The 23,162-nt window shown below is 63.5% G+C and carries 19 protein-coding genes and 1 tRNA gene; 3 read left to right on the top strand and 17 right to left on the bottom strand.

Going from position 1 to position 23,162, the window contains the following annotated elements:
* Nucleotides 1-126: 126 nt before the first annotated feature.
* Both TSH20_RS32015 and TSH20_RS32020 read right to left on the bottom strand, forming a co-directional pair.
* The gene (locus TSH20_RS32015; protein WP_199231930.1) at nucleotides 127-2,226 is read right to left on the bottom strand and encodes an alkyl sulfatase dimerization domain-containing protein; all 2,100 of its coding nucleotides are present in this window, start codon (nucleotides 2,224-2,226) and stop codon (nucleotides 127-129) included.
* A 26-nt stretch (nucleotides 2,227-2,252) separates the two neighbouring features.
* Complete coding sequence (locus TSH20_RS32020) at nucleotides 2,253-3,005, bottom strand: hypothetical protein (RefSeq protein ID WP_199231929.1); 753 nt, start codon at nucleotides 3,003-3,005, stop codon at nucleotides 2,253-2,255.
* A 426-nt stretch (nucleotides 3,006-3,431) separates the two neighbouring features.
* Here TSH20_RS32020 and TSH20_RS32025 point away from each other — a divergent pair, with 426 nt between their 5' ends.
* Nucleotides 3,432-3,845, top strand: coding sequence for a hypothetical protein (locus TSH20_RS32025; RefSeq protein WP_109156189.1), 414 nt, complete (start codon nucleotides 3,432-3,434; stop codon nucleotides 3,843-3,845).
* Nucleotides 3,846-4,066: 221 nt separating this feature from the next.
* On the opposite strand, the gene TSH20_RS32030 is transcribed toward TSH20_RS32025, so the two are convergent.
* Complete coding sequence (locus TSH20_RS32030; protein ID WP_247871255.1) at nucleotides 4,067-4,567, bottom strand: Lrp/AsnC family transcriptional regulator; 501 nt, start codon at nucleotides 4,565-4,567, stop codon at nucleotides 4,067-4,069.
* 347 nt (nucleotides 4,568-4,914) lie between these two features.
* Here TSH20_RS32030 and TSH20_RS32035 point away from each other — a divergent pair, with 347 nt between their 5' ends.
* Nucleotides 4,915-5,685 (top strand): helix-turn-helix transcriptional regulator, encoded by a 771-nt coding sequence (locus TSH20_RS32035; protein WP_247871254.1) that lies wholly within the window; start codon nucleotides 4,915-4,917, stop codon nucleotides 5,683-5,685.
* A 118-nt stretch (nucleotides 5,686-5,803) separates the two neighbouring features.
* Here the strand turns inward: TSH20_RS32035 and TSH20_RS32040 are convergent, their stop codons facing one another.
* The 13 genes from TSH20_RS32040 to TSH20_RS32100 form a co-directional block, all read right to left on the bottom strand.
* The gene (locus TSH20_RS32040) at nucleotides 5,804-7,162 is read right to left on the bottom strand and encodes an MFS transporter (RefSeq protein ID WP_109156187.1); all 1,359 of its coding nucleotides are present in this window, start codon (nucleotides 7,160-7,162) and stop codon (nucleotides 5,804-5,806) included.
* A gap of 111 nt (nucleotides 7,163-7,273) precedes the next feature.
* Nucleotides 7,274-9,091, bottom strand: coding sequence for a DUF1302 family protein (locus tag TSH20_RS32045; protein ID WP_109156186.1), 1,818 nt, complete (start codon nucleotides 9,089-9,091; stop codon nucleotides 7,274-7,276).
* Nucleotides 9,092-9,338: 247 nt separating this feature from the next.
* The gene (locus tag TSH20_RS32050; protein ID WP_109156185.1) at nucleotides 9,339-9,869 is read right to left on the bottom strand and encodes a flavin reductase family protein; all 531 of its coding nucleotides are present in this window, start codon (nucleotides 9,867-9,869) and stop codon (nucleotides 9,339-9,341) included.
* Nucleotides 9,870-9,961: 92 nt separating this feature from the next.
* A complete protein-coding gene (gene ribB / locus TSH20_RS32055; RefSeq protein WP_109156184.1) occupies nucleotides 9,962-11,092 on the bottom strand; it encodes a 3,4-dihydroxy-2-butanone-4-phosphate synthase in 1,131 nt (376 codons plus the stop codon).
* A 21-nt stretch (nucleotides 11,093-11,113) separates the two neighbouring features.
* Nucleotides 11,114-13,021, bottom strand: a complete 1,908-nt coding sequence (locus tag TSH20_RS32060; RefSeq protein ID WP_109156183.1) for an AMP-binding protein — start codon at nucleotides 13,019-13,021, stop codon at nucleotides 11,114-11,116.
* A gap of 1 nt (nucleotide 13,022) precedes the next feature.
* Nucleotides 13,023-13,811 (bottom strand): enoyl-CoA hydratase-related protein, encoded by a 789-nt coding sequence (locus TSH20_RS32065; RefSeq protein WP_109156182.1) that lies wholly within the window; start codon nucleotides 13,809-13,811, stop codon nucleotides 13,023-13,025.
* A 56-nt stretch (nucleotides 13,812-13,867) separates the two neighbouring features.
* Nucleotides 13,868-15,064: an LLM class flavin-dependent oxidoreductase gene (locus tag TSH20_RS32070; protein ID WP_247871253.1), complete on the bottom strand. Its 1,197-nt coding sequence runs from the start codon at nucleotides 15,062-15,064 to the stop codon at nucleotides 13,868-13,870.
* Between the two features lie 146 nt (nucleotides 15,065-15,210).
* Nucleotides 15,211-15,981, bottom strand: a complete 771-nt coding sequence (locus tag TSH20_RS32075) for a creatininase family protein (RefSeq protein WP_109156180.1) — start codon at nucleotides 15,979-15,981, stop codon at nucleotides 15,211-15,213.
* Complete coding sequence (locus TSH20_RS32080; RefSeq protein WP_247871252.1) at nucleotides 15,974-16,729, bottom strand: enoyl-CoA hydratase/isomerase family protein; 756 nt, start codon at nucleotides 16,727-16,729, stop codon at nucleotides 15,974-15,976. The genes TSH20_RS32075 and TSH20_RS32080 overlap by 8 nt, the downstream gene beginning before the upstream one ends.
* Before the next feature lie 20 nt (nucleotides 16,730-16,749).
* Nucleotides 16,750-18,426 (bottom strand): long-chain-fatty-acid--CoA ligase, encoded by a 1,677-nt coding sequence (locus tag TSH20_RS32085; RefSeq protein ID WP_109156178.1) that lies wholly within the window; start codon nucleotides 18,424-18,426, stop codon nucleotides 16,750-16,752.
* A gap of 264 nt (nucleotides 18,427-18,690) precedes the next feature.
* The gene (locus TSH20_RS32090; RefSeq protein WP_247871251.1) at nucleotides 18,691-19,506 is read right to left on the bottom strand and encodes an HlyD family secretion protein; all 816 of its coding nucleotides are present in this window, start codon (nucleotides 19,504-19,506) and stop codon (nucleotides 18,691-18,693) included.
* Nucleotides 19,507-19,571: 65 nt separating this feature from the next.
* Complete coding sequence (locus TSH20_RS32095) at nucleotides 19,572-19,787, bottom strand: DUF1656 domain-containing protein (RefSeq protein ID WP_109156176.1); 216 nt, start codon at nucleotides 19,785-19,787, stop codon at nucleotides 19,572-19,574.
* Nucleotides 19,784-21,937, bottom strand: a complete 2,154-nt coding sequence (locus TSH20_RS32100) for an FUSC family protein (RefSeq protein ID WP_109156175.1) — start codon at nucleotides 21,935-21,937, stop codon at nucleotides 19,784-19,786. Before TSH20_RS32100 ends, TSH20_RS32095 begins: the two co-directional genes overlap by 4 nt.
* Nucleotides 21,938-22,015: 78 nt before the next feature.
* Here TSH20_RS32100 and TSH20_RS32105 point away from each other — a divergent pair, with 78 nt between their 5' ends.
* Nucleotides 22,016-22,867 carry a helix-turn-helix transcriptional regulator gene (locus tag TSH20_RS32105; protein WP_109156174.1) on the top strand — a complete coding sequence of 284 codons (852 nt, stop codon included), beginning with the start codon at nucleotides 22,016-22,018 and terminating at the stop codon, nucleotides 22,865-22,867.
* Nucleotides 22,868-23,075: 208 nt separating this feature from the next.
* On the opposite strand, the gene TSH20_RS32110 is transcribed toward TSH20_RS32105, so the two are convergent.
* Nucleotides 23,076-23,152 (bottom strand) — tRNA-Met (locus tag TSH20_RS32110).
* Nucleotides 23,153-23,162 lie beyond the last annotated feature (10 nt).

Below are 23,162 nucleotides of genomic sequence, written 5' to 3' on the forward strand. Positions count from 1 at the left end.
CGGGGCGTACGCCCCGGAGCCCTGCCGTTGCGTTAGCCTGGGGAATTTTCAGCCGCCCTTTCCGGGGAGTATCCAGCCGGCACTGACAACGGGCTCTGTCCGGAGCGCGGCGCGCCGGCCTGAACGCTATTCGGCGATCGTCCGGCGCGGAACCGCCTCATAGGGATCGGCATGCGCGACTTGGGTCAAGCTCTGCGTGCCGGGCATGATCTCGAACCGCGGATCGAAGTCGACCATCGTTCCGGCGAGTTTCGTCAGCACGTTGGCATCGCCGTTTACCTTCGCCGTCCCGTCGGCGATCTGCGCCTCCAGGGTCTTTGCCCCTGTCATCGTCTGCTCCAGATCGGACCGGTTGATGGTCAGCGTCAGGTCGGGCGCGTTCGCCTGGAAGCCTTTGATGTTGGTGAGCGTTGCGTTCGCCAGCTCGATGAGGAACGTCTCACCGGTGTCGGGGGTCACCAGATTGATTGTGAACCGCAGCCCTTCGGCCTTGCGGCTGTCCATGCGGATGCCGAGGAAATTGAGGAACAGCTCCGTCGACATCGCTCGAATGACGTCCGGGCTCGACGAGTTCACCGTCTCGCCCTGCGGAATGCCGGAGCGCAGTTCAAAGGCGGCGGCAAGGAAGCTGTTCCGCAGCCCCGGATTCTCCTGCTGATAGCCAAGCTGCTCGAAGGCGTCGGCAAGCGCTTCCTTCGCCACGGTGTTGTCGGGCTCCGCGAGCACGAGCTTGTTTAGCAGCTCGGTGGCGCGCAGGTAATCGCCCGCGTCATGGAGCAGGCCGGCCTTCGCGAGGATCGGCCCCGCACCGCCCATCATCTCGACGTAGAGCGGCGCGGAGTCTTGCGGCGACAAGGGGATCAGCGTCGTCGGGTTGCCGTCCCAGAAGCCGAGATAGCGCTGCACCACTCCACGGGCGTTGTGCTGCGGCGAGCCGTGGTAGCCCCGACAGTGCCATGTCTCCTGCAGGGACTGCGGCACAGTGTAAACATTGTGGATCTGGTTGATCGTCACGCCCTGGTTCGCGAGGTGAAGCACTTGGTTGTTCATATGGGCGTAAAGGTCGCGCTGCGCACGCAGCACCTCCTGGATGCGGTCGTTGCCCCAGCGCGGCCAGTGGTGTGACGCGAACATCACCTCAGCTTCATGCCCGAACCGGTACAAGGCCTCGGCGATGTACTTGGACCAGTTCAGCGGGTCGCGCACCGGCGCGCCACGGAGCGTGTAGATGTTGTGGAGCGTGGCGGTGACGTTCTCCGCCATCCACAGCGCCTTCATCTCGGGAATGTAGGTGTTCATCTCCCGCGGCGCCTCGGTGTTCGGCGTGTTCTGGAAGACCATCCGCACGCCGTCGACCTCCAGCTCCTCGATGGGATCGGAGACGAAGCTGGTCGGGGCGAGCAGACCGCTGGTCCCCGCGGGCACGCGCTGGCCGAGCCCTTGGCTGACATAGCCGTACGGCCCCACCGGTAGGAGCAGGCCGTACTGGTAGAACAGCCGCCGGTTCATCGCGTTGCCGGCATAGACGTTCTCGGAGATTGTGAACTGCATGAAGTCGCCCGGCGCGATGATCTCGACCCGGCCGGCCCGCACGTCCTCCTCGCTGATCAGGCCCCGCACGCCGCCCCAATGGTCTCCGTGCGTGTGGGAGTAGATCACGGCCGTGATCGGCAGCCCCTTGCCGATATGCTCTTGGAACAACTCCCATCCAGCCCGCGCGGTTTCGGCGACCGTGAGGGGGTCGAAGACGATCCATCCGGTCTTCCCCCGCACGAAGGTGAGATCCGAGAGGTCGAAGCCGCGCACCTGGTAGATGCCGGGGGCGACCTCGTAAAGGCCGTAGTTGTTGTTGAGACGGGCGATCCGGGTGAGCGACGGGTGGACGCTGTCGAATTCCTGGTCGCTCTCAAGGAAGTGGAACTGCTCCATGTCCCAGGCGACGTGGCCCGCGTCGGCCTTGATCTGCATTCGGGGCATCGGCGCGATCAGGCCCCGCGCCTGCTCTTCAAAATCGCGGGTGTCGCCGAATGGCAACGACTCCCGCGCCCGCTTCAGCACCTCAAGAGTGTGGGCCGTGGGAGGCTTCCCCTTTGGGTGGAAGTGTCCTGCCGGCGGAGCCGGCTGTGCACGGACCGCTGTCCCCTCAAACGTGAAGCTGCCCGCGACCGCAAACGAGATGCCCGCAGCCGGAAGCGCCCCAATGACCTGACGTCGTGTTGGCATCATGTCCTCCCTTTCCGACAAGTCCAAATTCAAAAGCGGACAGTGAGCCCCAGAAACGGACCGCCGAGCTCAAGCTTGATGTCTCGCCCGCCCAAGTCCTTCTTGGTCGAGAGCTGGCGCCAACCTCCCTGCACCGACCAGCGTTCGTTGAACTGGTATCCGAGGCTCGCCAAGACCTGCCAAGTCAGGTCCGACCCGGCGCCAAACCCGCCAACGTCGGCGAGCGCCATTGCGATCCAGCGCTGACTTAACGCGATGCGAGCCCGGACCCCGATCAGCGGATCGACCCAGCTTTCACCGGTGCTGAAGGCCTGGCCCGGCAATGCTCCTGGAGAGAGCGACACGCCGACATTGAGCCAAGTCGCCCGGATGCCGCCCATCGCGTCGAGCGCAACTCGCCCGTCCTCGTAGAGCCGGTAGGCCGCATAGCCGCCCAGCATGGTGAGTTCGGTGTCGATGTGCGCCCGCGAGAACAGCACTCCGAAGGGCGTTTCGCCCCGCTCTTCCAGATCGGAGTAGAGGAAGTCGGCGATCAGGCCCCAGTTGCCCTTGCGCGCTTCGAACGAGCCCATGGCCGCGAATTTGGTTGCCGACAGCACATCTCCGACGCTCGCGTTGGCATCAAGCGTTCCGAACCGCGTTCCCACCGAACTTGATATGCCCGGGGTCCAGAGATAGGGCGAGAGCGCGAAGCTCCACCCATTCTCTTGAGCGACTGCCGGCTCATTGAGTGCCGCGACCAGCAAACCAACGGCAACCCGCGTCCCAACCGCAACCTGCATCGGCCACCTCTTCAATCCATCCTGGGCGCCAACGATGTGCCCTCCCATGGTCCTCTCATGGCCGTAGGCTCTGGGGGACGTCGTCATTGCGCCGGTCGCGGCCGGCACGTTACGGTACGCCCGCCGAAATGTTGGGAAGGCTTGCTGAGGCCACCGTAGTTCCTCCGCAGGAAATTCAATCAGATGCCGGTCATGAGTTCCTAATGTCCTGTTTTTTCCGTCCGCTCCCGAAGTATGAAGCAGTATCTTTGTGCGTAAGACGTGGGATTGATACGGTAGCGAGCAGAGAGTTCGCTCAGCCTGCGCGGGGCTTTTTACGTAGGGCGACTGTGCCGAAGATTTCTCCGACCAATAATCAGAGGAAAACCCCGGCCGGACACGCCGCTATCAACATTACTTTTTCCTAAGCACCTTCTCCACGAGTGGATGAAGGAGCGCCTGACCAGCCTGGAAGCGGACAAGGGCCGGCTGCTCGCCGCGGCCGAGGAGCCCGATGCGGACCTGCCGTCGGTCCTGCTGCACCCCCGGTTGTCGGACCTCTACCGCCGCAAGGTGGAAGCGCTGGAGGCTGCTCTTGCTGGCGGCGAGGACAGCGCCGAGGCGATGGAGATGGTGCGGATCATGATCGAGCGCGTCATCCTGACGGCCTCCCCTGCCGGCGCGGGGTTGGACGCCGACCTGCACGGCGAACTGGCCGGCGTCCTTGCGGTCTGCGAGGGTGCCGCCCGGATGGGCAAGGCCCAGACGCACGAACGCCCCGGCTCGTTCGAACCGGGGCGTCAAGTGTCGGTGGTTGCGGGCGCAGGATCTGGCCTTTACCGAACTCACAGTCTGCACTGAGAGATCGCCCTGGCTCTTCAACCAAGTCAGCCTCCGGCAAATCCGGTGCGGTTCACGGCGCACAACGTCAACGCCGTGAGAAGCACCAAGCCGGAACAGGTCCTTTGCCCGTCGGGCATGCTCGGGTTACGGCACGCCAGCGCTCCACAGCTTCGTCGCTGATACCATAACAATCAGACTGCCACACGCCTGCAGTGCCGCTCTAAATGCCCGCCAACATGTCAGTACCGGATGACTATTACCTGGGATGTGCTGATCGGCAATTCTGTTTTGTAGGTTATCTGTTTTAGGACTAAGTTGGATCTGATGGTGGAAACAAATTCGATTTTCGACAGTTTGCTTGCTATCAGGCGTTCGAGTTCCTCGACGTCTCTGACAACCACGCGCAGCAGGAAATCGCAGTCGCCTGTCATCCAATTGCATTCCATTACCTCGGGAATCCTCTCGACGGCATCCCGGAAATTCTCCAGCGCCGATTGCGGCTGTTTGTCGAGCTTGACTTGGATATAGGCATTGATTTCCAATCCCATCGCCTTGGGATTCAGAAGGGTGACCCGTCGATCGATGATGCCGGTCTGCTCCAGCTTCTTCACCCGCGTAAGGCAGGGCGAGGGAGACAGGTTGATTCTGCCGGCAAGCTCGACGTTCGTCAGATTTGCGTCTTTCTGCAACTCGTTGAGGATCTTGATGTCCGTTCGGTCGAGCGTCAGCGTGTTCATCATGATGACTCCCTGTTGTATTCTCGACAGCTTGGCTTGGAACCGAAGCGAAGAACGGCAGGAAATTCCGCGGGACAAACCCATTTGCGTGCAGCGCGCAATCCCTTCTGCCATTCAAATGTACACATGGCAGAGTGTATCCGAGGCCAACCAATGGCAGAATCTATGGGATTGCCATTTTATGTCGCGAAACTGTCAAATTCGGACCTAGGTCCGTATCAAGATGCACGGAGGCCGCAACATTGCCGAAAAGTGCGCGGATTGGTGCGAAGTGGCCGGAAGCCCCGGTGACCGACGAGGCCCTCCCGATGCCGTGGGATCCCACCGGCCTGCGCGTCAGCTTCGCCGCGGTGGATCCCGACGAGCTTGCCCGCCCGCTGGTCTGTTTCCTTGTCCGGCGCAATGTGGATGACGACGAACTGCCGATCCACCGGCACCGCAAAGGCCAGCTGGTGGTGGCGGCGGAAGGCTCGGTCATGTGCCGGACGCTCGACGGGCTTCGGATCGTCCCATCCAATGGAGCGGTTTGGATTCCGGGGGAGGTTCCCCACAGCGTTTCCATGTCGGACAGGGGCCGGTCATACTGCGTGTTCATCAACCCGGAAATTTCACCCCTGCCGAATTCCTGCGCGACATTTTCGATCAGCCCGATGCTGCGCGAGATGATCTTTCACTTGGCCAACCTTCCGCCGCTCTACCCTCCGCAGGGTCCGACCAGCCGTCTGGTCCAGGTCATTCTGGACGAGCTTGCACAGATGAAGGCGGAGCCGCTCCACTTCCCGGTTTCCAACCATCCCAGGATACAGCGCATCGCCGCCCAATTGCTGGAGGCGCCGGACGACCGCAGGACCATTCGGGACTGGGCGGCGGCAGTCGCCATGAGCGAGCGGACTTTGGCCCGGCTCATCCAGAAACAGACGGGAATGTCGTTCGGCCGGTGGCGGCAGCAACTCCATATCGTGATCGCCGTTCAACGGCTGTCGATGGGCGCCACCGTTCAGGCGATCTCCCAGGAACTGGGATACGACTCTCCGAGCGCCTTCACCGCCATGTTCAGGAAACACATGGGACAGCCTCCGCGCCGGTATCTGCAGGATCGGGCCGAAGGGACGACGAACTGACGCCGCATCGCCCTTGTCATGCCAAAGGCCCTCGATCCTGCCTGCCGGGATCAAGAGCCGTTGACATGTTCGGGGACCGGCATTGCGGTCCCCCAGATGCTTGCCGCCGCTTACCCTGTCAGCTGACGATGTCCTGCCTTATGCTCTTCCGCGCCACCATGAAGGCGGCCGCCGCCAGGACGTAGACGACCGACGTGCTGATCAGCGCCCAGCGGATGGCGTCACCGGAGCCCATCGACGGCGCGAGAAGATCGCTGATCAGGCCGACCGACAGCGGTCCAAGGCCAAGCCCGATCAGATTTGCGAAGAACAGGAAGATTGCGGTGGCCGTCGCCCTGGTGCGCGGACGCACCAGGCTTTGTACCGCCGCGAAGATGGGGCCGTAATAAATGGACTGCAGCATCATCGGCAAACCCATCAGGCAAAGCGCAGCCACTGTGTTCGAGGTGAGATAAGTCGCGAAAAGCGCAAAGGGCAGGCACAGGGCCGCGGCCGCCGGAATGGTCGCGTAGGCGTTCAGGCTGCCGCGCGCCACCGCGCGATCTGTCGCCCAGCCGCCCAACCAGGTGCCGGCGGCTCCGCAGATGCCGACGATCAGGCCCAGCACCGTACCGAGGAAGCCGGTGGCGCCCAGGTGGATTCCGGTGAGATCGTTCAGCCTGACCGTCAGCGCGCCCAACCCGTCCGCGTGATTGCGCAGGAAGTGGGAGCTTTGAAAGGCAAGATTGCTGTAAATCCCGAAACTCATGGCCGCCATCGCGACCGTGAGCCAGATATAGGTTCGCTTGCTGCCGAGTTCGCCCAGTGCCTCCCTCAGGGTCGGCGAGCTTTGCGCCTCGCTGGCCGCGAAGGAGGATTTTCGCGGCTCGGGTAGAGTGAAATAGGCCAGCAGCCCAAGGATGATGCCGGGCACCCCGACCAGCGCGAAAGATGCGCGCCAGCCGAGACTGTCCGCGATCAGGCCGCCGACCACCATCCCCACCAGGGAGCCGGCCGGAATGCCTATGGAAAAGAATGCCAGTGCCGACGCCCGCTTCTCTCTTGTCGTGTAATCGCTGATCAGGGACTGGGATGCCGGCGTGCAGCCGGCTTCGCCGACACCGACACCAACCCTGGCGAGGAACAGCTGGGCAAAGCTCTGGGCTACGCCGCAGACCGCCGTGAACAGGCTCCAGGTGATCGCCGACAGCGCGATGATCCTGACCCGGTTCGCACGCTCTGCCCACCGCGCGATCGGAAGGGCCAGCGTCGCGTAGAAGATGGCGAAGGAAAGGCCGGTCAACGACCCCAGCTGCCAATCGGCGAGACCGAGTTCGCGCTTGATCGGTTCCGCCAGGATATTGACGATCTGACGGTCGACGAAGTTCAGCATGTAAACGAGGAACAACATGATCAAGGCGTAGCGTCGATAGTGGATCGACATGCCCAGCGGTTTCGGCTGCGGCACCGACACCGTGGTCGTTGCGTCTTCGATCATACGGCAGTCTCCAAAAAGACCGGGCACAGGGGGGCCGGGTCGGTTTCGGTCGGAACGCGGTGTCGGGAGGCGCGGGGAATGCTGGCGGCCGGCCTACGGCTCGGCATCCGGTCAGAGTTTGACGCCCGTGCTGATGAGAAACACGTCACGGTCGGCGCGCGGGTCGTAGGGGCCGGCCAAGGTCGTCAGGTAGGTGAGGTTAAAGAGATAGCTGTCCCTGACCGCGCCATCGAGGGCGAGCCGGAGGATCTGGCGCCCCTGATTGAACGCGCCGTCATAGGACGTCCCGTTGACGTCATGGGCGAAGGCGACGGACGGCTTGAGGTTCACCTCCGGCAGAACGTCCTGATAGCTCAGGCTCGCCTGAAGGCGATACCCCCACGAGAATGGCGTCACGAAGCCCCTGGTGGTGCAGGCCTTGGGATCGGCCCCGGCCGCGCAGACGCCGTTGTTGGGTCCGGTTCCGAAAATGTCGGAGCGGCCATAACGGCGAAAATTGGGGTCCGGCAGATCGTGGACATATTTGGCGCCGACCTCGCCGCCGAGGGTCAAGGTGCCGCCGATCACACTGCCGATGTCGCCCGATGCGGCGAGCTGCCCCTGGGTGACGTGAAAACGCTCGTAACCGGCGAACGGCCCGCCCAGGGGAACCGAGGCGAAATCCCGCGCCAGCACACCGGTTCCGCTCACGGCCGCTTGCAACAGATCGGGGGCGTTGAAGCCGAGCGGCTGGTTGAATTTATGATCGAGTTCGCCCGCGACCCGCAGCTTCATAGAGGGAACGCTGGTGGCGAAGCTGCCGGACAGCATTTTGATATTTTTGGGGTACTGGAACCGATAGGCCGGATTCAAGCCATCCGGATCTCCCGGCAGGAAGATGGCGCCGGTCCGGCCGGTCCGGTCGGCCTCGACATAGCCGGTCCGCGCGTGAATGTTGGTGAAGTGGAGCGAAAACCGGGTGCCGATGTCCGGCACCAGATACGAGCCGCCGACACCGAACTGGCCGGCATCCCCCGCCGTCCCGTCGCTGCGACGCTTCAGGAAACGCCCGGTCGCCAGCCCGTCCACAGAGGACAAGGCATTGGACACCATGACCATGTCGCAACCCGGTGAGGCGTAATCGGCGGTAGCGGCGAATGTTCCGCAACCCGGCTGCGTCGATGTCGCCGACAGCAGCTGATAGAAGACATCGAGGCTTGCGGTCGGCGAGAGGTCGACCTTGCCCGACAGCGCCAGGAACGGCTTCGCTCCCTCCTGCGGCTGCAGGCCCGGCCGGGACAAGGCGGCGAAGTCGCGCGGGTTGATGTCACGGAGGCCGCCGGGAATTGTGAATGCCGGCCCCCATTCGATGGTCTGCTGGCCGGCCTTGAACGAGATGGGGAGCCCACCGGCGGAGAACCGACCCTTGACGTAAGCGTCGGCGAGGGAGATGCCACGGAATTTGGCGCCTTGCGAAAAGCCACGGTCGGACAATGGGCCGCCGGCATAGCTGTTTGGCAGGTTGCCCAGCGCGACATGCCCCTCGGCAAGTGTGTGGTCGTACCAGCCCTTCACGCGGGTGAAGACGCCCCAGCCGTCGGCGTTGTTGGCCTCGAAATCGACCAGCCCTTTGGCGACCGTGGAAACCGGATCGCCTTCCCGATAGTTCAGGTTCCCGTCGTCGGAATTGACGCCCCCCGGTGCCGCACTTCTGATCCGGAACCGTGCACCGTCGCCGGCCGGAACCAGGGACGGGTCGATGGGGCTGGCGCGAATGGCCGTTCCGACGGTGACCACGGCCCGGATGCCACCCGACCAGTCTCCTTCCTTGAATTCCCAGGCATGGGCCGGCCAGGCGATCGACAGGGCGGCAAGGATCGCCGCTTTCCGGCCTATGCCAAGGCTTGTCCACCATGCGGCACGGGGTGCCGACAGACTCAGGTCCGCCATCTTTCCTCCCTTTGACGAATTATTGGAGTTGAGACAAGGAAGCCCTTCCCCGATCTTTCCGGACGGGCCAGGGTTCGGTCTTCCGTTTTTCCTTGAGAGCACTCGGCATAGCCTCAGATGCAGGGCAATCGCATCTGAGGGTGAATCGACAACAATCCACTTCGAATGTCCTTCTCCCCGCAAGGAGAGATGGGATTCGTCATCAAACAAAATCAAAATACGATGATAAGAACGCAGATAGTCCGTACTATCCAACGGATTCGGAATATTCCATACGACCGAATTTGCCTGACGAATAAATCAGAGGGACTTTATGCTGATTGTGGATCTGGGCGACAACGGCACCGATCATGATCGTATGGGTGGCGACTTCCAGGGTGTCCTGTACTCTGCAATCGAAGCTGCAAACGGATTGGAGAAGGACTGGAACCCCGGTGACCATCTCGCCCCATTCAGCGGGGGAGAAACGGGATGCACCCTTGCTGCCGTCCATCGCCGCAAAGCGTTCCGCCAGTTGGACCTGATCGGCGGAAAGGACATTCCAGGAAAAGGCGCCGGTCCGGAGAATGACGTCGTGAGCCTCGGCACTGCGGTTGATGCAGGCAAGCACCATCGGCGGATCGACGCACAAGGAAACCGCGGCGGTGACGGTCAGGCCACGCCTGTCGGCACCTTGGCCCGATGCCACGATCGAGACCGACCCCACAACGGAGCGCAATGCACTCTTGAAGGCTGCCGTCTCCACATGGTTTGGAACCGGAAAATCTTGTGCTGACATGGTGAACCTCACGCAAGGCAGTGGAATGGCATGCCGCCAACCCTGGTTGGCGCCGCGGGACTGGTCGTTCGGCACCTGTGTTGGACGCTGCGCTACGGGGTGGCGGCGGCGACCGGCAGCGTCCGGTGCTCCACGATGTTCAATCCATAGCCCCTGAGCGCGACCGGGACATGCTGCGAGTTGGACAGGAGGATCATGTCGTGAATGCCGAGATCCGCCAGAACCTGGGCGCCGACGCCATAGTTGCGCAGTTCGGCCTTGTCGACGAGCGGCTCCCCAGACTTCACCCGGAGAAGCTGCGAGATCGGCATATCGCGGCTGAACAGCACGATCACGCCTCTCCCTTCGGCGGCAATCTCCTGCATGGATTGGGCGACGATATCGCCGCGATCACCAGTCTGGCCGAGCACGTCCGACAGGATGTCCAGCGCGTGCATGCGCACCAGGGTCGGCCTCTCGTCGATCACGCCCTTCACCAGTGCGATCGCTTCCGTCTCGATCGCCTTGATGCGGAAGGTGATGGCGCTCCATTCGCCGCCCCATCGGCTATCGAACTTCGCGGTGACGACACGCTCGACGTCATGATCGTGGCGGCGGCGGAAAGCGATCAGGTCGCGGATCGTGCCGATCTTGAGCGCGTGACGACGGGCAAAGGCGACGAGATCGTCGAGACGCGCCATCGTTCCGTCCTCCTTCATGATCTCGCAGATCACGCCCGAAGGATTGAGGCCGGCAAGACGCGCGACGTCTACCGCCGCCTCCGTATGTCCCGCGCGGACCAGCACGCCGCCGGGTCGGGAGACCAGGGGGAATATGTGACCCGGAGAGACGATATGGTCCGGCCCCCTGGCCGCGTCGATCGCCACTGCCACCGTCCGCGCACGGTCCGCCGCGGAGATGCCGGTGGAAACCCCCTCGCGCGCCTCGATTGAAACGGTGAAGGCCGTCCCATGACGGGTGCCGTTTTCCGTGCTCATCAATTTGAGGCCGAGCTGATCGACCCGCTCCTTGCCGAGCGCGAGACAGATGAGGCCCCTGCCATGCGACGCCATGAAGTTGATCGCCTCGGGCGTCGCCATCTGCGCCGGGATCACGAGATCGCCCTCGTTCTCTCGGTCCTCGTCGTCGACGAGGATGAACATTCGGCCATTGCGGGCCTCTTCGATAATCTCCATCGTAGAGGAGAGAAATGGATGGCGTGAATTGCAAGACGGCATCGTCATGACACTCCTTCGATCACCGTATCACATGTTCGACAGCGCCTTGCGGATCAGAGAATCCTCGGAGTCGTCGTAGAGTGAATTGATCAGCGCCGCGTAACGTTCGTTCAGCACCTTGCGCCGCTTTTTTCTGGTCGCCGTCATAACGCCATTTTCAGCCGACAGCTCTTCAGGAAGGATCCGGAACGACTTTATCTGTTCGACGGGTGCCAACCTCTGGTTCGCCTTGGCGACCTCCCCCTCTATCAGGTGGATGACGGCTTCCGACGAACAGAAATCCGAGTAGTCGTTTATTGTTTCCTTCCGCCCCTTCACCCAGTCCGTCATCGCAATGCGGTCGACCTCGATCAACGCCACCAGGTATTTCCGTCCGTCACCGCAAACCGCGGCTTCCGATATGTACGGGCTTTGACGCAGTTCGTTCTCGATCTGCGCCGGACTGATCGACTTGCCGCCGGAGGTGTTGATGATTTCCTTTTTCCGGTCGATGATCGCCAGCTGGCCATCGGGCCGGACCTCGACGATGTCGCCGGTGTGGAGCCATCCGTCGCGCAGAGCCTCCAGCGTGTCGTCAGGCTTGTTCAGGTACCCCGTGAACAGGCCCGGTCCCGTCACCAGCATTTCACCGTCGCCGGCGATCCTGGTCTTCCAGCGCGGATCGGCAATCGGAACGCCGATCGTGCCGGGCTTCGACCAGTCCCGCATCTGCCCGGTGTTCGCTCCGACCAGCTCGGTCTGTCCATAGACCTCCTTGAGGTTCACCCCCCAAGTCTGCCACAGCTTCACGACCTCCGGCGGCATCGGCGCGGAGGCGGTATAGGGGTATTTGAGTTGGTCCAGTCCGATCTCCGCCAGGAGCGGCAGGAAGACCTGATCGCGGCAGGTCGCGAAAAGCGCCTGGAGAAAAGGATCGTCCGGGCCGTCCGCCTGCCGGTCCGCCAGCGCCTTCTGGGCGATCGACATCGCGAAGCGATAGGATTTCTTGCTAACCGTGGCCGACGCATTGATCCTGCTGACCAGTTCGGCGGCGTAGCGTTGATAGAAGCGCGGCGGCGCCATCCAATAGGTCGGCTTCACATCCCGGATGGTCGTCGCGAAGTCCGCTCCGGTCTCGCCGAAATAGGGCGTGACCTCGCTGATGAGAGGAAGAACGATCCCTTGCCCGAGCCCTACGACATGGGAGAGGGGGAGATGGACGACCACCCGCTGGGGTTCGCGGAAAAGCGCCGGGCAAAAGCTTCGGATGGTCGACAGACCCTCGATCAGCGACCGGTGGGTGAGGATCGCGCCTTTGGGATTGCCGGTCGTCCCGGAGGTATAGACGATGCTGGCATTGTCCTCCGGACGCGCCAGTCCGGCCTGCTCGTCGAGCAACGACGCACAGTCGGGCGACGAGGCGGAAAACCGCGGCAGCGAGACGATGGTCTTCGATGACGGAACCGCCGGATCGAAGACCACGATCTTCTTCAGCGTCTCCGCCTGCCGGCTGCGAAGAAGGATGGCGAGTTCCTTCTCTCCGGCGACGAAGGCGAATTTGCTCCCGGAGTCCTCCAGGAAATACTCCACCTCCTCCGTCGAAGAGGTGAAATAGATCCCGACCGCCACACCGCCGGAACAGACCGTCGCCATGTAGGCGACCACCCAGTCCTGCGAGATGTCTCCCATAATGGCGACGTGGTCCCCCTTCTCCAGACCATGATCGAGGAGGGCACGCGAAAGCGACGCGACGTCCCTGGCAAATTCACCCCAGGTCGTGGCGTGCCACGTACCGGCACGCTTCTGGAAGAACGCCACGGCCTCGCCCCTGCCGTCCCGGCGGTCGCGCAGCAGCGACGGCAGCGTCCCGTCTTCATGCGTGGTCGGTGGAGGGTCGATCGCGGATGAGGCGATCGGGGGCAGGACGGGCGGGAAAATGGAATGCGGCCCGCCCATCTCAATTGCCGCCTTCTGCAAAGCGTTTGCGCTTCTCGCGGAAGGCGGCGACGGCCTCCTTGCGCTCCGGGCTGTGGAAGGTGAGCATCTCGAGCGCGCCGGCGGCGTCGAGATTCAGGTGCACCTGTTCCTTGATCAGCTTGTTGACGGCGTATTTGGTCCAGACGATGGCGTCGCGGGGACCGGATGCCAGCATCTCGGCGTAGCGGACCGCATGCTCGACGACGGTTCCTTCCGGCACGACCTTGTTGATCATGCCGGCCGCCGCCGCGTCCTCCGCCGAAATGAAGTCCCCGGTCATCAGATAGTGCTTCGCCCGGACCGGCCCCAGAAGGAGCGGCCAGATCACCGCACCGCCGTCGCCGGCGACGACGCCGGCCGTCACATGCGTGTCGGCGAAGCGGACACCGGGCTGCGCGAAGACGACATCACAGAACAGGGCGAGCGTGGCGCCCAGCCCGACGGCGACGCCATTGACCGCGGCGATCAGCGGGCATTCCAGTTCGAGCATGTTGCGGATGAGATGGCGCCCGGAGCGGGTGGGCGAAATCGGCCCCAGATCGTCATCGAGCGCATTCTGATCGCCGCCGGAGCAGAAGCCGCGACCCGCACCGGTCAGGACGACGGCCTTGACCGCCCGGTCGTTGTCGAGGTCCACGAACAGCTCTTCCAGCGCGGAATGCATCGGCCAGTCGATGGCGTTGAGGATTTCAGGCCGGTTCAGGGTGACGATGGCGACGCCGCTCGCGCGTTTCTCGACGAGCAGGCCCCTGTAGGTCTTGTCGGTCATGTGAGGCTCTCCAGATCTTCCGGCCGGATCGCTTGGCCAGATCGGTCGACACGGGATCAGGCCGAAGCGTTCGCCTTTCGCATCATGCGGATCTGTTCGAGTATCTCGTCGGTCGGACGCACCACATTGTTGCGGTCGTTGAAGTGAGGGATGACATAGCGGCCTACCAACTCAATCGCCTTCATGATCTCGGCGTGTGAAACCGAGTCGATGTGGAACAGGATTTCTTCGGCGCCGGTTTCGATGAAGCGTTCCAGCTGGCGAATGACCGTATCCGGGCTGCCGCAGACCAGGCTGGCGGACTCGTTGAGGAGATAATCCCAATCGGTGGCCGCGCGCTGGAGGGCTTCCAGCCCTTCGCCCATATAGGCGTAGTCGTCCGCGATCTTCGCGAGCCTCGGATAGGCATCGGTCGAGATGCGGGCGTACTGCATCAGCGGCTCGGCATAGATGTCCTTCGCCGCCTGATCCGTTTCAGCGATCCCGAGGAACACCGGCATGCCGAGACGCGGACGGTTGAGGGGACCGTTCGGATCCCGGTGCCAGTTCGACCGATAGGCTTCGACCATCTTCGCCTGGGCGTCCCAGCCCTGGTAGAGCGTGTGGCTGAGGACGGCGAGCCCCTGGCGGGCCGCCCAGACATGGCTGCGCTCGCTGGTCGCCGCGATGCCCATCAGCGGATAAGGCTTCTGAAGCGGCTTCGGCACCAGCATGCGCGGCGGAACCTGATAATGCTTGCCCTCGAAGGTGAAGATGTCCTTGCTGAAGGCTTCGCGGATCAGCGCGATCCCCTCCTCCATCTGCTCAAGCGTTTCCGCAGGCTCCACGTTGAAGGCGCGCATCGCGATGGTGGTGTTGGCGCGGCCGCAATAAAGCTCCATGCGGCCGTTGGACAGGATGTCGGTGACGGCGGCACGTTCCGCCGTGCGGAGAGCGTGGTTGATCTTCTTGGGCATCAGCGAAACCGCCGGCCTCAGCCGGATGCGGGACGTGACCGCCGCGAGGTAGCCATACACGACCTCGGGAGCCGAACTGGAAATCCCGCCCAAGGCGACATGCTGCTCGGACAGGCTGACGATGTCGAAACCCATCTTCTCGGCAAACACCGCCTCTTCGACAAGCTCATGAAGCCGGCGTGAATAGCTTTGACCAACCAGGGTTTCCTGCTCGGACCAGAAGCCGAACTTGACTGCCATTTGGATTCCCTCTCGGGTTTGTTTGGGTTGCCTTTTCAATGACTGGAAGCTTGTCATGAAGCAGGCGGCAGAACCTGCCGAAGATCCGTGCCACAAACAGCATGGTCAGAATATTATTTTGTACAGGAAGGATCGGCAGGCTTGTCGGGCGGCAAGGGCAAAGCGTCTTCGATCGCCGGCGCCCCTTCACGCCCGGCGCGGTGTCAAACCGGATCGTCCTGGGAAAAGCTCTCGACGAGAAGTGAGCCGATGCGCTCGATGCAGTGCCTGCCGATGGCCACCGAGGAACCATTGGGGTCGCCGAGAATGCCGTTGGCGCTGACGGCCGAAAGCCCGTCGCGCCACATCAGCTCGAGGTCGCCTTGCGAAAGAAGCCCCAGTCTTCCGGCCTCATAGCGCTCCGCCCGCACCCGCTCGGGATGGAGGTCGAGCATCAGCGAGGTTTCGGCGATGTCGGCATGGCCGCCGACCTTGATCGGCTCGCCACCCGCCTCATTGACGGCATCGCGCCACCGCTCCAGCCACGCCTTCGCATCGGTGAAGGCGGAGACGCGGCAGGAGGCGGGTACGGCCGACCGCAATCGCGGCAGCATCCTGGCCAATGGCGGAGAATTGCCGACATGGGCGGAGAAGATGAGAATGCGTTCGAACCCGTGCCTCGCCAGGCTGGTGCAGTAATCCCGGCAGATCATTTCGAATGTGCTGTCCTGCAGGGAGATCGTGCCGGGAAAGGCGAGATGGTGGGACGAACAGCCAACCCTGATGGTCGGCGCCACCAGCGCGCTCCCCACACCCTTCGCCACCAATATCCCGAGATGGTCCGCATGGTCGGCATCGACGCTGAGGGTCAGGTGCGGTCCGTGCTGCTCCACCGCCCCGCAGGGGATGACGATGGTCCGGGTGCCGCCCGCAATGGCGAGAGCGACCTCGGACGAGGTCATGAACTCAAGCCGGAGGTGATCGCCGTCAGCCATGCTGCTGCCTCGCCTTGCGTTGAAGGAACTGTTCACGCGCAGAGGCCGTCTCTTCGCGGTTCAGGTAATCCTGCATGTCACTGAGCGTGAGCGCTTCAAGCTCCTCATCGGTCATCCGCGGCGCCTCGTTGAAGGTGCGTTTGATTGCCGAGAACAGATGCATGTCCTTGAGGCGAAGCGTCTCGGCAACGGCACGGGTCCGGTCCTGCAAGTCGTGGAAACCGACGATTTCGTCGACGAGGCCCATCGCCTGCGCCTCCTGCGCCGAAACAAGCTCGCCGGAATAGAGGAGGCGCTCGGCAGCCCGGCGCCCGAGGCGGCTCATCGCCTGCCGCATGCCCTTCGCGGCGGGGAGCAGTCCATGATTGATTTCGGGAAAGCCGAACCGGGCGCTGTCGCTCGCCACGACGTAGTCGGCGAACAGAGCCAGCTCCAGCGCCCCGCCCACCGCATAGCCGTTGACTGCGCACAGCAGAGGGCACCGGTAGCCTTCGAGCGTGATCAGCAGATGGTGGAAGGCCCGCATTCGCGGGATCGCGGCTTCCGCCTTGATGGTGATTTCGCGAATGTCGCCGCCGGCACTGAAGAAGCGCTCGCCGGCGCCGGTCAGGATCACGGCCGGCGCGTCGGCCTCTTCGCCGAACCGGGCGAGATCGTCCGCCAATGCCTGGATCAGATCGAGGGAAAGCGCGTTGGCGGGCGGCCTGTCCATGGTCAACCGGACCAGCGTCGTGGATAAACGATCCATCCTCAACATGTTGCCTCCTTTCAGGTCGCACAGGGCTCCGTGGCTGCCGATCCGCCAGCTTGGACGGAGGCGAACCGGGCGCGCAGGGTCTTCTTGTCGATCTTCCCGACGCTCGTCCTCGGCAGCTCGCTGACGGCTATGAAGTGGTCGAGTTTCGCGTATCGCGTGATCGCACCGTCATTGATCGCCGCCTCGATCGGCCGGTTCAGCGTTGCCAGCGTCACGGTCGCACCGGGGGCGGCGACGATCACGGCCAGCGGCCGCTCGCCCCAATGGTCATCAGGCACGGCGACGACGGCCGCTTCGGCGACACCATCGGCATTCGCGACGATGCCCTCCAACTGGATCGAATCGATCCATTCCCCACCGCTCTTGATGACGTCCTTGAGGCGGTCGCAGATCGTCACGTTGCCGTTCGCATCGATGGTCGCGATGTCCTGCGTGTGGAGCCATCCGCCCCGCCAAAGGGCCTTCGACCCCTCCCCGTCGCCCACATAGCAGGGCGTGAGCCAGGGGGCCCGCACCACCAGTTCCCCGCGCGACCGTCCATCCCTGGGAAGCGGGGTCATGGCCTCGTCGACGATCCGCGTCTCGACCAGCGGGATCGGCACCCCTGCCCTGGTCAGCAGACGGCCCTCGTCCGCGGCTCCCGTCTCCGATCCGGGGGGGCGGCGCGTTACGGTGAGGATCGGCGCCGTTTCGGACATCCCGTAGGCGCCGACGATCTCCATGCCGCGGCGCCGCCCTTCCTCGAACAGGGCCGGGGTGAGGCTCGAACCGCCGACCACCATCATCCAGCCGGAGAGGTCCGTTCCGGTACGATCTGCCGCGGAAATCACCATCTGCAGAATGGTTGGCACGCCATGCGAATAGGTGACGCCATGCTCAGTCCGCAATCTGCAGATCATGTCGGCATCATAGCGCCCCGGATAGACCTGCTTCAGGCCCAGCATCGTCGCGATATAGGGCATGCCCCAGGCATGGACGTGAAACATCGGCGTGAGCGGCATGTACACGTCGTCGACACCGAATCCCCGATGGCGCGTGTCGCCGGAATGGCCGCACAGGGCCAGCGTGTGCAGAACCAACTGCCGGTGGCTGAAGCAGACTCCCTTCGGATTCCCCGTCGTCCCGGTCGTGAAGAAGGTCGTCGCGATTGCGTTCTCGTCGAAATCCCTGAAATCGAAATCGGGATCGGCAGCTGCAATCAGCTCCTCATACTCCCCGGCCGCCCAAGCGGGTGCCGGCTCACCGGTCCCGTCCATGATTGCGATGATCGCCTTCAGGCCGGGAGCGGCTTGCCGGATCTCGTCCAGAAAGGGGAAGAAGTCGCGGTGGATGATGATGACGCCGGGCTTCGTCTTGACGAGCGTGTAGAGGAGTTGGTCGATCGGCAAGCGGACGTTCACAGTCTGCAACACCGCACCCATCATGGGAATGGCGAAATACGCTTCCAGATATCGATGACTGTCCCAGTCCATCACCGAGATCGTCATCCCCTCCTCGGCGCCCAGCGAGGACAGCAGCGACGCCAGTCTTCCGATGCGTTGCGCGAACTCCCGGTAGGTGAGGCGATACTGGTTGCGGTACACGATCTCCTGATCGGCCGACGTGATGAGGGCGCGGTCAAGCAGGTGGCGGATGGTCAAGGGGTATCGATAAGCTTCGTCGGTTGCGTCAGCGAAACGCAAGGGCATGTCTGCTCTCCATGATGATCCTGTCGATTCTGCAGACCGGCCCGGCCTCCGGTGCGGCGCGGATCAACCCGCCACCGGCCGGTGTCGCCGCCGTCGGTACGCGCCGATCCGCCTTCGGCATGCAAGGATCGCCTGCTGCCCGAGGTTAGCGCCTGCCCCTCAAGGGTTTCTTCCGAAGACTCCCCGTGAGCGCGCCCGTGAAAGGATATTCTGGCGCGACCCACCTGATTGACGGCGATAGATGCCGCACTCTTCCGCGGCCGATTACAGCGCGTCGCCGGCGGTTGCGGACTCGATGGCGACGGTCGCCGTCATGCCCGCCGTCAGTTCGACGCCGGGCGGGACACGGTCGATGCGGATGCGCACCGGTATGCGCTGGGCAAGGCGGACCCAGCTGAAGGTTGGCTCGACGTTCGGCAACCCGCTGTGACCGGGCGTTCCGTTGCTGTCCTCGATGCCCCGGCCGATGCTTTCGACATGGCCGGAGAGCGCGTCATCGAATCCCATCAGCATGATCTGCGCCGGGCTGCCGACACGGATCCGCCGCAGCTTCGTTTCCTCGAAATAGCTGGTGATCCAGAAGCTGGTCGCATCGAGAATGGCGATCTTCGTCACGCCGGCCGTGGCATAATCGCCGGGCCGCAGCCGCAGATTGGTGACGTACCCGTCGATCGGCGCCCGGATCGTCGCCCGTGCGAGATTGAGTTTGGCAAGATCGAGCGCAGCCACCGCACCGTCATAGGTTGCGGCCGCCTGTGCGGCGGCACCGGCCGTCTGCTGCACATCCTCCTGGGAAATGACCTCGCGGAGTTGGCTTCGCCGCCGCGCCGCCGCCTGCCGGACAAGCATGTCCTGGCGCTTGGCTTCGGCATCGGCCTGTGCGGATGCCACCGCGAGCGAAAACCGCTCGCTGTCGATCACATAGAGGACGTCGCCACGATGCACATACTGATTGTCGATAACTGACACGGCACCGACGGTCCCGGAGACCTCCGGCGCGATCTGCACGACCTCCGCGCTCACCCGGGCATCCCGCGTCCACGGCGTCTGCTCGTGACGCGTCCACACCTGCAACGCCACGAAAGCGGCAGCCGTGCCGAAGCAAAGGGTCAGGATGTAGCGCCCGAGTAGGGACAGCACAGGTTTCATTGGAATGTTCCGCTGGATGGCAGAGTCTGCAGGAGCAGACCGTAGAGGAGGGCGAAAGTGGCGAGTTCGATGAGCGGCCGGCTGGCGGTCAGGCGGAAGAGTCCCGCGGCGGCGAAGAGACGGACCACTGCGACGGTGCCGACAAGTGCGACCAGGGCGAGCACCAGCAGACCGGGGAGGAAGATGCCTCCGATGTCGAGATCGGGGATCATCGGTCGCTCTCCCAATTCGATGCGCCGCTCGGACCCAGGGCGAACCGGAGGTCGATGAGCAGGTCGAGCAGCAGACCGCGGTCTTTGATTGAGCTGTCGGCGACCCGCGTCATCAGCATTCCGATGCGCCGCTGCAAAGCGATGGCATCGGAAGGTCCCGCCCGGTATCCGGGACCGAAGCGTAGGGCAATCGCGGTGAGAAGCTCGAACCCGTCATAGCCGATCTGGCCGTCATTGTTGCCGCCGTCATTGGCGTCGACCTGCCGGATTGCCTGATAAAGCCGGCTGGCGGCGTGACCGACGCGAAGATGGTGCAAGGTGTCGTCAAGCACATCCGGGTGGGATTTTCCGGACAGCCGGAGCCGCGGGAGCAGCAGCGCCGTCCGGTCGATCATGAGACTTGTCCAGCGCGCTTCGTCTGGTCCGCCGCCCAGAGCCCGCTGCCTGACGTCCTGCCGATTCAGTCGAAGCAGCCGGCCGATCGCCGCATCGACCGGGATGGTCTGGAACAGGCTCATGCTCACGACCGCAAATCCTATCGCCCCGAACAGCGCGATGACGCTGTTGAGAGACCCGGCGAAGTCGCCGGCATAGGTGGTACCCAATCCCGAGAGGATCGGGATCGTCAGGGTGATGCCGAGCGCCATGAAGGTCGTCGGGGGCCGGGCTTGCAGGGAGCCGGCGAACAGGAAGGCCGGTGCGAGCACCGCGACGAGGCCGACGAAATCCGTCACGCGGGGAAGAATGACGAAGCTGTAGACCAGACTGATCGCCACCCCGGCGACCGAACCGGTCATGTATTTGACGACATTCGGCGCCGGCACGTCGACATTGCCGAACAGGGCGCAGCATACACCCAGGATCGACACTGCCAGTCCGCCCTCCGGCCAGGCCGACCAGATCCAGAACGCGCAGCCGATGACGATGCCGGCGACCGCGCCCAGCGCGCTCCGGGCCGCCATCCAGGGGTCGCGGTGATAGACATAGCCCGTCGCGCGTCTGGACCGGAGGTGCGATGCGGTGTCCGACGACTGGGCGGTTATGATCGTCCGCTCCAGCCGGTCGCAGTCATGAAGCAGGCAGATCATCTCGGCGAGGTGGCCGACGAGGTTGGCCGCGAGCCTGTCGCCGGCCGTCACGGCATCCGCGGCGATGCGTGTCCGCACCGTCTGGGCGCGGTCGATCAGCCGGTTCGCAACAACGTCCCGCCCGGCCGCATCGGCGGCAGCGAACCAATGCTCCACTTCACCCAGCAGCGCGGTCAGTTCGTCAGGCGGGGTGTGGTTTCCGGAGCGAAGGGCATGAACGCGGTCATCGACCTCCGTCGCGAGCGGAAGCAGTCGCGCAAGCCGGTCATGGATCAGTTGCAACGTCTCGAGGCTCGGCGTCACCGGTACCGGGTCGTATGGTAGGTGACCGGCCAGCCCTTGCAGGGCGAGGAGGTCCCCTGCCAGCCGGTCGCGGTCACGGCGGGTCACCTGCCCGGAGGTTCCGCGGAGCGCATCGCCCGCCAGCCGGCGGGCATCCCGCAGCGTTGCCGACAGCTTGGCGGTGAACTGGCCGGTCATGCGCTTCGGCAGGATAAAGCGATGAACCAGGATGGCGCAGAGGATCCCGATGGAGATCTCCTGGACCCGCACCGATGCCGTATCGAAGACGGCAGCAGGATTGAACACGCTGGGGAAGCCGATCAGGCTGGCGGTGTAGCCGGACAGAACGAAGGCATAGGCCCGCGCGGTGCGGTCGAGCAAAGAGAGGTAGAGGCACAGGCCGATCCAGCTGGCGAGAACGACGCTACACACGATCGGATCGTTGACGAAGAAGGGGATGATCGCCACGGTCGCCACGGCGCCGACGACCGTCCCCGCGAAGCGATAGACGCCGCGGCTGAGCGACGCGCCGGCCGAGTTCTGCGAAACGATGTAGACGGTCAGAATGGCCCAGGAGGGTTTCGGCAATCCCACGCGCAGCGCGAAGTAGTAAGCCAGCATCGCCGCGGCAAAGCTCTTCACCGAGAAGAGCAGCGCATCCGCATCTGCCCGCAGTGCAGGGGGCCAGGATTGACGTGAGCACGCGCGCCCGATTGTCGCGATCCAGATGGCGATCCCGGTGGCCGTGACGAGCCGGTTCGAAGGATGTTCGGTTCTCATGCCTGAGAGTATCGGCGCATTGCGCAACCAGATAAATTAGGTATCCTGTCAAAAAATACCTTAATCATGCCAAAACCTATGGCCGCGTCACGATCAGCCGTTTCCGTCTTCGACCCCGATCTGGCGGACCAGCCTGCCGTCGCTCGCCTGCTCGACTTCGCGGACTACGAGGCGGAAGTGCCGGTGCACGTGCATCGGAAGGGACAGCTGATTCTCGCGCTGCATGGGGCCGTCACGTGCACCGCGGACGATGAGATCTGGATCGTGCCACCCAACTGCGGAGTCTGGATTCCGGGTGGTACGCCACACAGCGTCAGGGCGACCGTGAATGCCCAGCTCAGCTACCTGTTTGCGGAGCCGGGAGCCGCAAATCTGCCCAAGGTCTGTTGTACCCTGTCGATTTCTCCGCTGGTGCGGGAACTGGTCAACCGGCTGGCCGGCGAAGTTTCGGACTATCTTCCGGATAGCCATGCGGCTCGGCTCGCACAGGTAACGTTGGACGAACTGGCCGGGATGCCGCGTGAACACTTCAACCTGCCCATCTCCGGCGATCCGAAGATCCGGGCGATCGCCGACGCCCTGACGATCGAACCGTCCGACCGGAGCACTTTGGGAGAATGGGCGAAGCGCGTCGCGATGAGCGAAAGATCACTGGCTCGTTTGATGATCCGGGAGACGGGCCTGACGTTCGGACGCTGGCGACAGCAGTTGCACCTTGTCGTCGCGCTTCGTGAATTGGCCAGCGGGGCGGCGGTGCAGACCGTGGCGGACAAGCTGGGCTATGAGTCGGTCAATGCCTTCATCACGATGTTCAAGAAAGCGCTGGGAAGTACGCCGGCACAGTATTTTGCGCAACGCAGGGTGAAGCTGTCACAGTCCAGAATAAAGACAGGGGCGATAGAAGTTGTGGCCAGAACTCATAACCGATAACTGACGAGAGCAGTGATCTGGACGGTAGCGAAGACGTTGACTACGGCATGATTGGTGCGCTTCGACAAGACGATTTCCGCCGCGTCGAGATCGAGCTAGGGGGAGCGATCTGGTGGCGCTACTCGGCCTTAGGCTGGGCGCAAGAAACAGCGAAGGCCGGCGCTGTGGAAGCGGCCGGCCTTCGGGAACAGATGAGTTCGGTAGAGGTTGGTTGCGGGGGCAGGATTTGAACCTGCGGCCTTCAGGTTATGAGCCTGACGAGCTACCGGGCTGCTCCACCCCGCGGATGTTCTTG

The organism is Azospirillum sp. TSH20 (assembly GCF_003115935.1).
In the GTDB taxonomy this organism is placed as follows: Bacteria; Pseudomonadota; Alphaproteobacteria; order Azospirillales; family Azospirillaceae; genus Azospirillum.